This window comes from Qipengyuania nanhaisediminis (assembly GCF_900115585.1).
In the GTDB taxonomy this organism is placed as follows: Bacteria; Pseudomonadota; Alphaproteobacteria; order Sphingomonadales; family Sphingomonadaceae; genus Qipengyuania; species Qipengyuania nanhaisediminis.
In genome coordinates, this window is record NZ_FOWZ01000002.1 from 113,910 (window position 1) to 126,396 (window position 12,487).

Here is a 12,487-nt window from a genome sequence, read left to right on the forward strand (position 1 = left end):
CTCACATGATTGAATAACCCGCCGAAAAGCGGGAATCGCCGCTTAGTAGCGATAATGTTCCGGCTTGAACGGACCTTCGACCGGCACGCCGATATAGTCCGCCTGCTCCTGGCTCAGCTTGGTGAGCTGAACACCCAGCTTGTCGAGGTGGAGCGCGGCGACCTTCTCGTCCAGCTTCTTGGGCAGGACGTAGACGTCGTTTTCATAACCGTCGGTGTTTTCCCAGAGCTCGATCTGCGCCAGCACCTGGTTGGTGAAGGAACAGCTCATCACGAAGCTGGGGTGGCCGGTGGCGCAGGCGAGGTTCACCAGGCGGCCCTTGGCCAGCACGATGATTTCCTTGCCGTCGGGGAACTTCACCAGGTCGGTGCCGGGCTTGAGTTCAGTCCACTCGTAATTGTCGAGCGCGGAGATCTGGATCTCGCTATCGAAGTGGCCGATGTTACACACGATGCTCATCGGCTTCATCGATTTCATGTGTTCGGCAGTGATAACGTCTTCGTTGCCGGTGGTGGTGACGAAGATGTCGGCACGTTTCACCGCGTCTTCCATCGTCACCACTTCATAACCTTCCATGGCAGCCTGGAGGGCGCAGATCGGATCGATTTCGGTCACGAGCACGCGCGCACCGCCGTTGCGGAGCGACTGGGCCGAACCCTTGCCGACGTCGCCATAACCGGCAACGCAGGCGACCTTCCCCGACAACATGACATCGGTGGCGCGGCGGATCGCGTCGACCAGCGATTCGCGGCAGCCGTAGAGATTGTCGAACTTCGACTTGGTCACGCTGTCGTTTACGTTGATCGCCGGGAACGGCAGCTTGTCCTGCTTGGCAAGGTGGTAGAGGCGGTGGACGCCGGTGGTGGTTTCTTCCGAGACGCCCTTGATCGCCTTGACGCTCTTGGTGAGGTAGCCCGGCTTCTTCGCGACGAACGCCTTGAGGGCACGCTGCATCTCGATTTCTTCGGCGTTCTGCGGCTCGGGCATTTCCTCGCCCGCTTCGATCCGCGCACCCCACAGGGCGAACATGGTCGCATCGCCGCCATCGTCGAGGATGAGGTTGGCCGTGCAATCGGGATCTTCATCGGAAGACCAGTCGAAGATATTGCCGACATAGTCCCAATATTCGGCAAGGCTTTCGCCCTTCACCGCAAATACGGGAATGTTGTTGGCGGCCATTGCTGCGGCGGCGTGGTCCTGCGTCGAATAGATATTGCAAGTTGCCCAACGCACTTCGGCACCCAGCGCGGTCAGCGTTTCGATCAGCACCGCGGTCTGGATCGTCATGTGGAGCGAGCCGGTGATGCGCGCGCCCTTGAGCGGCTGCGATGCGCCGTATTCCTCGCGCGTTGCCATCAGGCCCGGCATTTCGGTCTCTGCGATGCGGATTTCCTCGCGGCCGTAATCGGCGAGCGAAATGTCCTTGACGACGTAGTCTGTAAACTGGGCCACTGGCGGTCCTTTTCTTGATATGTCCGGCTTCATGCGCCGCGCACGGAAAAGGGGCGGCACACAGATGCGCCGCCCCTAGCCCTTCCTTTATAGGAGGGCAACAGCGCCCCTCTGCTGCCCTCCCTCGCGTATCCCGAAAGGCCTCAGCGTCGTGCGTAACGCCCGCCGCTGCGCGGACGCGGTCCGAGCAATTCGTCGGCCGCCTGCGCCAGGACCGCAGGATCCTTGGAGCCTGCAAGGTCCGAGGTAATCTCCTTCAGTTCGGCACAACCCAGCCACGGGTGTCCCTGCCCGTACTGGTTCGCCATGCCGACGCTGATCTGATCGAGCTTGCGCTTGGCACCCTTGCTTCCGTGGCGCTTCACCATGCCCTGCTCCATCCGCCGCGCCGCGCCATTGAGCGTAGACAGGTGGTTGGCAGAGAATTTGCGATAATGGTGCTGGAAGTCGTCGCTTCCCATGCGGCACCGCAGCGAGGTCACCATCAGCATGATGTCCAGCTTGCGGATCTGCTCGTCGCCCGTCCCGGCGCTGGCAGTGGTCGGCACGCAAAGCAACGCTGCCGCCGAAGCCGCGAGCGCAAAATTCTTCAGATATTTCATAGTCCCTGGTCTCCCTTCGCGGACGACCCGTTGCCCGCGATGGAAACCATGAGTGCAAAAATTTACCGGGATTTAAACCCGCGCAGTAAACCGAGGTTAACCATTCGACTCCCTTGCATGCACGGTTCGTCTCTCTACATCGTGAGTGTGGACGGGAAGACACAGGAGTTTTAACAAATGACAATCGCTGTAGGCGACAGCCTCCCCGATGTAACGCTGGTGAAGGCAACGCCCGATGGACCCGAGCAGGTCCAGTCGAGCGAGTATTTCAAGGGCAAGACCGTGGCACTGTTTTCGGTGCCGGGCGCTTTCACCCCCACCTGCTCTGCACGGCACCTGCCGGGCTATGTCGAAAAAGCCGACGACCTGAAAGCCAAGGGCGTCGACGAGATCGCCTGCACGGCGGTCAACGATGCCTTCGTTCTCGGCGCTTGGAAGGGTGCCAACGACGCGGATGACGTGACCATGTTGGCAGACGGCAACGCCGATTTCGCCGAAGCGGTCGGTCTCACCATGGACGGCTCCGGCTTCGGCATGGGCAAGCGCGGTCAGCGCTATTCCATGCTGGTCGAAGACGGCGTGGTGAAACAGCTCAACGTAGAAGCACCGGGCGATTTCTCGGTTTCCAGCGCAGAGCACATGCTCGGCCAGATGTAATCTGCATCACTTGTCCCGATTGCGGACAAAGCGGCGCCCCGTCTTGCCTCACGGCACGGCGGGGCGCAGTCTTTGGGGCATGACGCAGGGGAAAGACAGCAGCGACGAGAATTTCGGCATCCTTCTGGGATGGAACTCGTCACCGGCGGGCGAACGCATCGCGCTCAAGATGCAAAGCACGCGCAAGATCGTCGAGAGCGAAGAGGATGTGCGCGAGTACCGCTATTTCCTGAGCAAGGAACAAGCGGTCCAGCTGGGCAACTACCTCTACACCCTCGCAGGAGAGACCGCGCCGATCCGCAAGAAGCGCGGGCTGATCGAGAGGCTCTTCGGCGGATAGACGCGGTCACGGCCGAGCACACACCGTTGGCGATTTTTGACCGGAGTTAGGGGAGACGGGCCCTTCCCCGGCTAACGAAGGTTCGACCTCATTCTACCGTAACCGAAACGGAGCGCCCGTAGTCGCGATCGGACATTCCTTTGATGTAGTCGGCCATGAGATCGTAATATCCCGGCGTGACACGAAGGTAATCGCGCGCTCCATCGGGAGATTGCTCGTACTCCCACATGCCGTGATCGGTCTCGGGAAAGACACGGATCGCAATATCGCTCCCGGAGCGACGAAGGCGCTGGAGACGTTCAAGCGTGAGGCCGATCGGGGCTTCCCGATCTTCGCCCGCAAGGACCCAAAGTTGGGGTACCTCCACATCCCTTAGGACACTCATCGGCTCTAGCGACCAATCGATATCGAGGTCGTTGAACCGGGGCACGCCCTCTTCCCTCAGCTGTTCTACGGGCGTGTTGAGGAAAACGCCTGTGTAGCCGCCGTGAATGAGCTGGAACCATGGTTCTGATGCATATTGCTGCTGGATCGCCGCCAGCTCGTCCAGACCTTCTTTATAGTCCGAGGACGCCACCCGCGCCGTGACGTCGGTGATCTCCTGCGCGATCGCGAGGGCTTCCTTACCGTAGCCGGCGTCGCGAAGTTCCTTTTGCACCTGGCTGGCATCTTCTTCGCGAATATCTGCGACGAGGCCGTAGCCGATGGCGATGAAGTCGGCTTGCGACCGTTCTGCAGCCAGCGGCGCGACCCATCCTCCCTGGCTCAGGCCGACAAGGCCGAAACGGCCGAACCGGTCCGCCGCCAGGCGCTTGGCCTCCATCGATGCGGCAACCAGATCTCCGGCCAAACGCGGGAAGTTCTGCGAATAGCGTCCTTCCGACTGTCCGGTGCCCCGTTTGTCGAAAACGAATACCGAAATGCCCCGCCCGAGCATTTGATACGGATCGCGGACGGCCTCTATCCACCCTGTCGGCTCGGAACCGTGCGCATAGGCAATAAGGGGCGTGTCACCATCGGCATCGGCAGGTTCCAGCAGCTGTCCGGCCAGCATTACCTCACCGGAGGCGAAGCGGGTGTTCGTCACCTGTATCGGGATGGCGGACCAGAGGTGTTCGCCGTTGACGAGGACGGAGCCTTCTGCGCATCGAACGACTTCATCCGCGTCCTCGATCGATCCGGTCCGGCCATCTTCGAACGCGTAGCGAAAGCCATCTTGAGACCGCGTAATGGCGACGAAGCGACCGCTCGGCTCACCATAAATTCCAACCTCGCATGGACCCGGGGAAAAGGTGGGTGCCGCGGCCTGAGCGCTGGCAGACGCCACCTCTGTCGGCGAGCTGCCGCATGCTGTCAGTGCAAAGAGGCTCAATCCGATCAGATGCTTCGGTGACATACATGGATAATACACCTAAGCGGATGAGACGCAACCACCTGAGGAAGTGATGCTCCAGGTTTTTCCGCGCCTATGACGCTCAGCCATACCCCATCAGGCTCAGCACTTCCTTCCGGCTGCGCTGGTCTTCGAGGAAGGTGCCCATCATGCGGCTGGTGATCATGCCGACGCCGGGCGTGCGCACGCCGCGGGCGGTCATGCAGCTGTGCGAGGCTTCGATCACCACAGCGACGCCCTGAGGCTGCAGATGCTCCCAGATGCAATCGGCGACCTCGGCGGTCAGGCGCTCCTGCACCTGCAGGCGGCGCGCGAAGCCGTGGAGCACGCGGGCGAGTTTCGAGATACCGACCACACGGTCGTTCGGTAGATAGGCGATGGCCGCCTTGCCGATGATCGGGGCCATGTGGTGCTCGCAATGCGACTGGAAAGGAATGTCCTTGAGTAGGACGATTTCGTTATACCCGCCAACTTCCTCGAACACGCGGCTCAGGTGGTAGGAAGGGTCTTCGGTATAGCCGAGACAGTATTCCTTCCACGCGCGCGCGACGCGCGCGGGGGTGTCGACGAGGCCTTCGCGGGTGGGATCGTCTCCGGTCCACTCGATCAGGGTGCGGATCGCGTCCTGCACGTGTTCCGGTACCGGCGGCTTGGCGCGCGGATCGTCTTCGTCTGGACCTACAAGGCTGCTCACTTGCCCCACTTCCCTTTGATCTTGGTGCGAACCCGTTCGAGGCGGCTTCCCTTGCGGAAAAGACCGCCATTTGCAAACGGCTCGAACATATCGTCGGGATCTTCGGGATCCAGGACACCGCTTTGAGCGACGGCTTTCTTGGCATCGTTGAGGTCAGGCGGGTGATAGCGGCGCAGATTGCGGCCGCCCTCGGTGACCGTGTGGTCAATCATGGCTGCCATCGAGCCGTAGCGTGCCAGCATCTCGGGCACCTCATCCTCTTCCACGCCGCAATGTTCGGCGAGAAGCGAGTGGCGGATCGCTCGGATAGGATCGGCGGCGTGCTCGTTACCGGACCGGGTCGAATCGACAAACACGTCGCATTCGCTGTCGAGGCCCATGGAGCGATTGTTGAGATTGGCCGAACCGATGCGGAATATCTTGTCGTCGACGATCATCATCTTGGCATGGACGTAGATCGGGGTTTCCCCCGACCACGGGCACCAGATCGTGAAGCGGTGCTTGTGATCGACTTCCTCGATACAGCGCACGATTTCGGCGCGCGCATGGTCCATTGCCTGCTGTTCCAGCCAGCCATCGGCCTTTTCGGGATGGACGATGACGATTTCCGGCGGATCTTCTTCCTGCAGGCGCTCGATGATCGCTTCAGACACCGCACGCGAGGCGAAGTACTGGCTTTCGGCGTAGATGAATTTTTCGGCGCGCTTGATGTGGTCGACGAAGAGATGCTCGATCTCTTTCACCTCGGACCAATCGCGATGTTCGGCGCGGGTGCGGGCGATGCCGACCTCCACATTTTCGAAAGTCGCCTCCAGCCCTTCGGGCCACAGGCTTTCCTCGCGGGACTGGATCGGCAGCAGCGGAGTGCCGCCCGCCCTGATCCAGCGATCGCGCCCCAGGTCGCTGAGAGCCTCGGCGATCTCGCCTTCCATCATCATCGAGGCATCGTGCCAGGGCTCGTAGGGTTCGCCGCGGGGAGTACGGCGCATCGGCTCGTCCTCCTTGTGCTCGCGCGTGTCGAGCCGCTTCACGGTCATGTCGATACCGCCGCACACGGCCAGCGAATTGTCGAGGATGCCAATCTTCTGGTGGTGGCTGCAGCCGGTCGGGTGGGCGCTATCGAACTTGAAATCGATCCGCCGGTGGCGCGCCCAGCGAACGAGGTCCCACCACATGGAGCCGCGCAGGACGAACTTGAAAACCCCGAAGCTCCACTTCAGGATGCGGATCTCCAGCGATTTCTCACGATTGATGAGCCAGGAGAAGAAACTGCCCAGACGCGCGGGATACTTGTCCCTGAAGGGCCGCTGCCACCAGCGGCGTCCCTCGCCCAGGTGGATGCGGGTATCGAAATCCCAGCCGATGAGGAAAATGCGATGCTTCGCATTCATCATCGCTTCCTGCATCGCGGCGAAATAGTCCGCCGCATCGATGATCACCCGCGCACGGTCGACCTTGGCATAACGCCAGACACCCGGCTCGACGCCTTCGTCGAGCCGGGTCACCTGTTTCGGATCTGCGGGTTGCCCCTCCGCCCCCTTGGCCATCTTACTCCTTGGCGTCCTCTTTCTTCTCGGGCGTCACTTCGGCTTCCGCCTTCTCTTCCTTCTTACGGCGATCGAAGACCTCGCGCATATGCTGTTCGTCTTCCTTGTCCAGATAATTGGCGAAGTCGGGGAAGTGGTCTTCCTCTTCCTCGTCGATATGGTGGCGGTAATCGTGGGCGAAGGTCTTGAACTTGGTCAGCCAGCCGCCTTCGGACATGTCGGTGGCGGCGAGGTCGTTAAGCATCTCGTCGATTTCGTGATGCTCGGCAACCGAGTGACGGGTCTCATCCGTGGTCGGCGGCTTGCGCAGCATGGTGGAATAGAGCGCCTGCTCTTCGGCGGCTGCGTGGCTCTTCAGTTCCTTGGTAAGCTCGGTGAACAGTTCTTCGCGTTCCTGGCTGTCCCCGCTCGTCTCCAGCAGCTTGTCGATCAGCTCGCGGTGGCGATCGTGGTCTTCTTTCAGGCGATCGAAAATTTCGGTGGCATCGGCCATGCGTGTTTCTCCTTTGCTGTTTGAACAGGCGAAGGCGCAGCGGGTTCCGTCCTTGCACGATGATAGGTGGCGACTCATATAGGACGGATGCTTCACGATCGATCGGGACCCACACAGGAGCAGATGCAACAGATGGCAGAAGCCGTACGCGCATCGCTGCCCGATCACTTCCGCGTGCTGATGGAAGAAATCGTCCTGCGGGTGGAGGACTTCGCCACCGAGGAACAGCTCGCCGCCGTCGAGATCGAGAGCAAATGGCACCTTACCGGCCTCTACGAAGGCGAATCGCTGCCCGACCGCTCGATCTGGGCCAGCGGACGTATGCCGGCACGCATCTGGTTGTTCCGTAAGCCGTTGATCGCGGAATGGAGGGAAACGGGCGTGCGGATGGACGACTTGGTGCGCCACGTCGTCATCCATGAAGCCGGCCACCACTTCGGCTTCAGCGATGAAGACATGCACGCTCTGGAAGACCGCGCGGACCAAGATCAGCCCTAGAACCAAAAAAGCCCACGACCCCGGAAGGGTCATGGGCTTGTTTGGCGCGCCAGGAAGGATTGGCCGCCGCCGCTTCGCGGCTCTGGCCGTCTGCGCCGCTGCGCGGCTTCGACTCCGAACGGTTCGAACATTCATACCGACCAACCAAAAAAGCCCACGACCCCGGAAGGGTCATGGGCTTGTTTGGCGCGCCAGGAAGGATTCGAACCTCCGACCGCCTGATTCGTAGTCAGGTACTCTATCCAGCTGAGCTACTGGCGCGTTGGAGGGCGGCACATAGGCAGGCGATGCGGCCTTGGCAACACCTAATCGGGCATTTTGGCGAGCAAATGTGCAGCAAGCTCGATATCCAGCGGCGGCTTGGCCAGTTTATCGATGTCCCGGCCCCTCACCCACTCCACCGCGCCACCTTCCAGTGCAGCGGGTTTCCCGGCCCAACGGGTGCAGGTGTAAAGAAGTATGACAATCGGGCGCTCGCTGTTTTCTGAACTCTCCTGCGCAAAGCAACAGGGCGAGAGATCCTCGTCGCGGACATCTATCCCTAATTCCTCCTTCACCTCGCGAACCAAGGCGCAGGCGGGCGTTTCACCCTGCTCGACCTTGCCGCCGGGGAACTCCCACAGCCCGCCGTGATGCTTGTGAACGGGGCGTTTGTGCATCAGCCAGCGGCCCTCCCCGTCACCCAGCGCAAGGGCGACCACGCAGCGCCATGTCGGATTATTTTCCAAAACTGATCCTTCGCGAAACCTTTTCTTAACGCCTGACCGAGTAGTTCGACGATGTCAGCTACGAATTGACTTTGGGGGCAACACAAGTGGTCGAATTTCTCAAAAAACTGGGACGCGACACCGAAGGTGCCACCGCTGTTGAGTACGGGCTGATTCTCGCTCTGATCTTCCTCTCCATGATCGGTGCGGTCAGCTCCTTCGGGCAGACCACCATCGATATGTGGAACAGGGTGGCCGCGACGATTTCGGCCGCCATAGGAATCTGAACGGGAGTGAAAAGTCGGCCGGTTGATTAGCAATTTGTCAACTTGTCGGAGTCAGAACGAGAATTGCTCAAGCTTCAACAGGGGCGAGAGCCGGGTAACGAAGACTGAACCAGGAGACTACACATGAAATTCATCAAATCGCTGCGCCGTAACGAAGAAGGTGCAACCGCTATCGAGTACGGCCTGATCGCTGCACTTATCGCTGTCGCTGCAATTACCGCCATGCAGAACCTCGGTGGCGAAATTGCGACCACTTATAATGCGGTCGATACCGAATTGGGAGTGGCAAACGGCAACGCTCCGAACGGCGTCTAATAGACCCTTCGGTAACGAAAAAAGAAGGCGGCGAGGGAAACCTCGCCGCCTTTTTCGTTGTCCGCGGTAAAAGCGATGAGGGGCTTAGCGGCCCCGCACCACGATCTTTACCTTCTGGCCTGCCTGCAGGCGATCGGTCGAGGAGAGGCCGTTGAGCACGCGGAAGCGCGCTTCCTGTCCGCTGTCATAGGCCATGCGCGCTGCCATCGTCGCAACCGTATCGCGCGATCCGACCGTCACGACATCCACATGACGGGGAATGACATTGGCGGCCTGCTGCGCGGTAATCCGGCGCATCGACGAGAACATCGAATTGAAGGTGCCGGACTGGCCCGCCGGGGTCAGCGCCAGGAAGTGATAGGCGCGGTCGTTCGAGAACTCATACGCGAACACCGTGACATCCAGGTTCTGGTTGCCCGAATTGACCCGCGCAGTGCCGTAGGCGGCAGGCAATCCGTTGACGGTGGTGGTCTGGATGCTGGCGGGGCGAACCTGCTGCTGGTCGCTCAGCGCACCAAATACGCTGGTAACGTAGCTCTGCAGATTGCCATTATACGGCCCAAGCGAGAATTGCGCCTTGCCGCTCTGCCCGCTGATGGTGACGGCGCGCGTGCCGTTGACCATGTAGAAACCCTGCGGCGCGGTGAACGCCAGGCGCAGGTCCGGGTGGATAAACTGGCGCCCTTCGACGACGCCCTGTTCCGGATCGTCACCATAAAGGATGCCGTCGATGCGGGTGAGGAAGGTGTCGCGATTCGTCACGCGGCCGGTTCCGCCGACTTCCTGCGCATAGTTCAGAGCGGTCTGTACGCGGCTGGCAGGATCGGGGTGGGTCGATGCCCATTCCGGAAGGCGGGCGTTATCGCGTCCCATCAACTGCGCATCGAGCGAGTTCTGCGCCGCGAGGCTGGAGAGGACGGTCGCCATGGCACGCGTGTCGTATCCTGCCTGGTTGAGATACTGGATACCGAGGCGGTCGGCTTCCAGTTCCTGGCTGCGCGAGAACTTGAGGGTCAGCAATTGCGAGCCCTGCAGAGAAAGCTGGCCGAGCTGCTGCCCCAGTCCGGTGCCGCCAAGCAGTGCCTGGCTGGCGATCGCGCCGAGCACTCCGAGAATCGAGTTGCGCTGTGCGGCCTGCTTGCGGCGCTGCGAGTGGCGAGCCGCGACGTGGCCGACTTCGTGACCGAGCACGCCCGCCAGTTCGGCTTCGTTGTTCATCAGCGATACGAGCTGGCGCGTCGTGTAGACGTAGCCACCGGGGATCGCGAAAGCGTTGTTGACCGGGCTGTTCAGCAGCGAAACGGTGAAGCTGCCGCGCGCATTGGCAAGGCCCGACTGGACGGCGATGTTCTGGCCGACCATTTCCACATATTGGGCCTGCGGACCGGTCATCGCTCCGCCGAATTCGGCCAGAAGCTGCGGATGCGCCTCTGCGCCTTGCTGCGCTTCGCCCTGCGAAATCGGCGCGGATGCGTCTGGAATGCTGGCGCAGCCCGTAAGGGCCAGCGCCATGGTGGCGGTGGATGCGGCGAGTGTCTTCATGACGGACATTGGGTTCCCCTTCGTCTGGCCAAGCGGGTCCCACCGCCGCCGGCCGGTTGTTTACGCTAGGGAGAACAGGGGGATGCGGCTGTTTGTTCCCGCACCACGAAATTCAGGTCGGTCAGCCTGCAATCTGCAGGAAACGCTCCTCGCGCATACGCTTGAGCTCTTCCGCAGAGTGGATCGACAGCTTGTCGAGTTCCTCGCCGATCGCTTCCGCTAGGCTGTGCGCCGCTGCACGCGGATCGCGGTGTGCGCCGCCCACAGGTTCGGCCACGATGCGGTCGATCACGCCCAGTTCCTTCAGGTTCTGCGCCGTCACCTTCATGGCCTCAGCCGCATCGGGCGCCTTTTCTGCCGTGCGCCACAGGATGGATGCACAGCCTTCGGGCGAAATCACCGAATAGACCGCATGTTCGAGCATCAGCACGCGTTCGGCACTGGCCAGCGCCACTGCGCCGCCCGAACCGCCCTCGCCCACGATGCTGGCGACCATTGGCACCGGCAATGCGAGGCAGGCTTCGGTGGAACGCGCGATCGCTTCTGCCTGGCCGCGCTCTTCCGCCTCGACGCCCGGAAACGCGCCGGAAGTGTCGACAAGGGTGACGACCGGCAGGTCGAACCGGCCGGCAAGTTCCATAAGCCGGATCGCCTTGCGATAGCCTTCGGGCTTGCCCATGCCGAAATTGTGACGGATGCGGCTGGCGGTATCATTGCCCTTTTCATGGCCGATCAGCACGATCTTGCGACCATTCAGCTTGGCAAATCCGCCCATGATCGCTTCGTCTTCGCCATAGGCGCGGTCACCGCCAAGCGGCACGAATTCCTCGAACGCATATTCGACGTAATCGCGGAAATGCGGTCGCGAAGGATGCCGCGCGACCTGCGTTTTCTGCCACGGAGTAAGCGAGGCATAGGTGGAAGCCAGCAAGTCCGCGCTCTTGAGTTCAAGGCGCTGGAGCTCGTTCGTGATATCGACCTCGTCGCCCTCGGCAGCGCTGCGCAGTTCCGCAATGCGCGTTTCGAGTTCGGCAACGGGCTTTTCGAATTCAAGATAGGAAACCATCGCCACCCCGCTAGTCGCTCGCGCGCGGGCGGGCAAGAGGATGCCGCTCGTTGACCAGCTTTACCAACCGGGCCGCATCGACATGGGTATAGATTTGCGTCGTCGCGATATCCGCATGGCCGAGCAGGGTCTGCAGCGCGCGCAGGTCCGCCCCGCCCTCCAGCAAGTGGGTCGCAAAGGCGTGGCGCAGCACGTGGGGGCTGAGCTTTTCCGGCGGCAGGTCGGCGCGCACGGCCAGTTCCTTCAGCATCTGGAACAGGCGCACGCGCGAGATATGTCCGGCGCGCGAGGGGAACAGGAAGGTCGATCCGCCCGGTCGGAGCGCAAGCCAGCGCGATAGCGCTTTCTTGGCACGGCGGCTGATCGGTACCAGCCGGGTCTGGCCGCCCTTCCCGGTCACAGTAAGGAAAGGTTCGTCGCGGGGCACGGCGGAAAGGGGCAGAGAGACGAGTTCGGTCGCGCGCAAGCCCGAACCATAGAGCAATTCGAGCATGACCAGCATCCGGACCGCCTCGGGCCGCTCGCTTGCCGCCTCGTCCTCGGCGCGGGCGAAGAGCGCTTCCACCTGCTGGTGTGTCAGGATCTTCGGCAAGGGGCGTCGTGTGGCGGGCCGCGGCAGGGCATGGGTCGGATCGTCCTCGCGCATGCCCTCGTCCATCAGGAAGCCGTAGAACTGGCGCAGCGCGGAAATCTTGCGAGCCATCGTCGACGCGGCGAGCGACGACCAGCCCTGCCCGAGCTTCGACAATTGTGCCTTGCTGGCGGAGGCAAGGTCGCCGCCGACGATCTCCTCTGCCTGCGCAAGGTCGCGTCCGTAGGCAGCTAAGGTGTTCTGGGCCGCACCGCGTTCCGCGGCCAGCATGGCAAGGAAATCCTCGATTGCGCTCATGGACC

The 12,487-nt window shown here is 61.6% G+C and carries 15 protein-coding genes and 1 tRNA gene; 5 read left to right on the forward strand and 11 right to left on the reverse strand.

Annotated elements, in window-relative coordinates:
- Positions 1–42 precede the first annotated feature (42 nt).
- Positions 43–1,485, reverse strand: coding sequence for an adenosylhomocysteinase (ahcY, locus tag BM173_RS06210; protein ID WP_090478871.1), 1,443 nt, complete (start codon positions 1,483–1,485; stop codon positions 43–45).
- Between the two features lie 110 nt (positions 1,486–1,595).
- Positions 1,596–2,054: an S-adenosyl-L-homocysteine hydrolase gene (locus tag BM173_RS06215; RefSeq protein WP_090478874.1), complete on the reverse strand. Its 459-nt coding sequence runs from the start codon at positions 2,052–2,054 to the stop codon at positions 1,596–1,598.
- A 177-nt stretch (positions 2,055–2,231) separates the two neighbouring features.
- On the opposite strand from BM173_RS06215, the gene BM173_RS06220 reads away from it, so the two are divergent.
- Both BM173_RS06220 and BM173_RS06225 read left to right on the forward strand, forming a co-directional pair.
- On the forward strand, positions 2,232–2,711 hold the full coding sequence (locus tag BM173_RS06220; RefSeq protein ID WP_090478877.1) for a peroxiredoxin: 480 nt from the start codon (positions 2,232–2,234) through the stop codon (positions 2,709–2,711).
- Between the two features lie 79 nt (positions 2,712–2,790).
- Positions 2,791–3,051, forward strand: coding sequence for a hypothetical protein (locus tag BM173_RS06225; protein ID WP_090478879.1), 261 nt, complete (start codon positions 2,791–2,793; stop codon positions 3,049–3,051).
- 88 nt (positions 3,052–3,139) lie between these two features.
- Here BM173_RS06225 and BM173_RS06230 read toward each other — a convergent pair whose 3' ends face one another.
- The 4 genes from BM173_RS06230 to BM173_RS06245 form a co-directional block, all read right to left on the reverse strand.
- Positions 3,140–4,378 (reverse strand): alpha/beta fold hydrolase, encoded by a 1,239-nt coding sequence (locus BM173_RS06230; RefSeq protein WP_177201827.1) that lies wholly within the window; start codon positions 4,376–4,378, stop codon positions 3,140–3,142.
- A 148-nt stretch (positions 4,379–4,526) separates the two neighbouring features.
- Entirely contained in the window at positions 4,527–5,138 is a 612-nt protein-coding gene (folE, locus tag BM173_RS06235) for a GTP cyclohydrolase I FolE (RefSeq protein ID WP_090478885.1), read from the reverse strand.
- A complete protein-coding gene (locus BM173_RS06240; protein WP_090478889.1) occupies positions 5,135–6,685 on the reverse strand; it encodes a phospholipase D-like domain-containing protein in 1,551 nt (516 codons plus the stop codon). The genes folE and BM173_RS06240 overlap by 4 nt, the downstream gene beginning before the upstream one ends.
- Before the next feature lies 1 nt (position 6,686).
- Positions 6,687–7,178 carry a hemerythrin domain-containing protein gene (locus BM173_RS06245; protein ID WP_090478892.1) on the reverse strand — a complete coding sequence of 164 codons (492 nt, stop codon included), beginning with the start codon at positions 7,176–7,178 and terminating at the stop codon, positions 6,687–6,689.
- A gap of 132 nt (positions 7,179–7,310) precedes the next feature.
- Between BM173_RS06245 and BM173_RS06250 the strand changes: the two genes are divergently transcribed.
- Positions 7,311–7,676 (forward strand): metallopeptidase family protein, encoded by a 366-nt coding sequence (locus tag BM173_RS06250; protein WP_245755799.1) that lies wholly within the window; start codon positions 7,311–7,313, stop codon positions 7,674–7,676.
- 184 nt (positions 7,677–7,860) lie between these two features.
- Here BM173_RS06250 and BM173_RS06255 read toward each other — a convergent pair.
- Together BM173_RS06255 and BM173_RS06260 are read right to left on the reverse strand one after the other, a co-directional pair.
- Positions 7,861–7,937 (reverse strand) — tRNA-Arg (locus tag BM173_RS06255).
- 44 nt (positions 7,938–7,981) lie between these two features.
- Positions 7,982–8,404 carry a (deoxy)nucleoside triphosphate pyrophosphohydrolase gene (locus BM173_RS06260; protein WP_090478898.1) on the reverse strand — a complete coding sequence of 141 codons (423 nt, stop codon included), beginning with the start codon at positions 8,402–8,404 and terminating at the stop codon, positions 7,982–7,984.
- An 86-nt stretch (positions 8,405–8,490) separates the two neighbouring features.
- Here BM173_RS06260 and BM173_RS06265 point away from each other — a divergent pair, with 86 nt between their 5' ends.
- Both BM173_RS06265 and BM173_RS06270 read left to right on the forward strand, forming a co-directional pair.
- A complete protein-coding gene (locus tag BM173_RS06265) occupies positions 8,491–8,670 on the forward strand; it encodes a Flp family type IVb pilin (protein ID WP_090478901.1) in 180 nt (59 codons plus the stop codon).
- Positions 8,671–8,793: 123 nt separating this feature from the next.
- A complete protein-coding gene (locus tag BM173_RS06270) occupies positions 8,794–8,985 on the forward strand; it encodes a Flp family type IVb pilin (RefSeq protein WP_090478904.1) in 192 nt (63 codons plus the stop codon).
- An 84-nt stretch (positions 8,986–9,069) separates the two neighbouring features.
- Here BM173_RS06270 and BM173_RS06275 read toward each other — a convergent pair whose 3' ends face one another.
- From BM173_RS06275 to BM173_RS06285, 3 genes are all read right to left on the reverse strand, one after another.
- Complete coding sequence (locus tag BM173_RS06275) at positions 9,070–10,536, reverse strand: M48 family metalloprotease (protein WP_090478907.1); 1,467 nt, start codon at positions 10,534–10,536, stop codon at positions 9,070–9,072.
- 112 nt (positions 10,537–10,648) lie between these two features.
- Positions 10,649–11,593, reverse strand: coding sequence for an acetyl-CoA carboxylase carboxyltransferase subunit alpha (locus BM173_RS06280; RefSeq protein WP_090478909.1), 945 nt, complete (start codon positions 11,591–11,593; stop codon positions 10,649–10,651).
- A gap of 10 nt (positions 11,594–11,603) precedes the next feature.
- Complete coding sequence (locus tag BM173_RS06285; protein WP_090478912.1) at positions 11,604–12,482, reverse strand: tyrosine recombinase; 879 nt, start codon at positions 12,480–12,482, stop codon at positions 11,604–11,606.
- Between the last annotated feature and the right edge of the window lie 5 nt (positions 12,483–12,487).

Excerpts from the sequence above, each read along its gene's own strand:
- ahcY (WP_090478871.1), bottom strand. The coding sequence starts at position 1,485 with ATGAAGCCGGACATATCAAGAAAAGGACCGCCAGTGGCCCAGTTTACA.
- BM173_RS06215 (WP_090478874.1), bottom strand. The coding sequence starts at position 2,054 with ATGAAATATCTGAAGAATTTTGCGCTCGCGGCTTCGGCGGCAGCGTTG.
- BM173_RS06220 (WP_090478877.1), top strand. The coding sequence starts at position 2,232 with ATGACAATCGCTGTAGGCGACAGCCTCCCCGATGTAACGCTGGTGAAG.
- BM173_RS06225 (WP_090478879.1), top strand. The coding sequence starts at position 2,791 with ATGACGCAGGGGAAAGACAGCAGCGACGAGAATTTCGGCATCCTTCTG.
- BM173_RS06240 (WP_090478889.1), bottom strand. The coding sequence starts at position 6,685 with ATGGCCAAGGGGGCGGAGGGGCAACCCGCAGATCCGAAACAGGTGACC.
- BM173_RS06245 (WP_090478892.1), bottom strand. The coding sequence starts at position 7,178 with ATGGCCGATGCCACCGAAATTTTCGATCGCCTGAAAGAAGACCACGAT.
- BM173_RS06250 (WP_245755799.1), top strand. The coding sequence starts at position 7,311 with ATGGCAGAAGCCGTACGCGCATCGCTGCCCGATCACTTCCGCGTGCTG.
- BM173_RS06270 (WP_090478904.1), top strand. The coding sequence starts at position 8,794 with ATGAAATTCATCAAATCGCTGCGCCGTAACGAAGAAGGTGCAACCGCT.
- BM173_RS06275 (WP_090478907.1), bottom strand. The coding sequence starts at position 10,536 with ATGTCCGTCATGAAGACACTCGCCGCATCCACCGCCACCATGGCGCTG.
- BM173_RS06280 (WP_090478909.1), bottom strand. The coding sequence starts at position 11,593 with ATGGTTTCCTATCTTGAATTCGAAAAGCCCGTTGCCGAACTCGAAACG.
- BM173_RS06285 (WP_090478912.1), bottom strand. The coding sequence starts at position 12,482 with ATGAGCGCAATCGAGGATTTCCTTGCCATGCTGGCCGCGGAACGCGGT.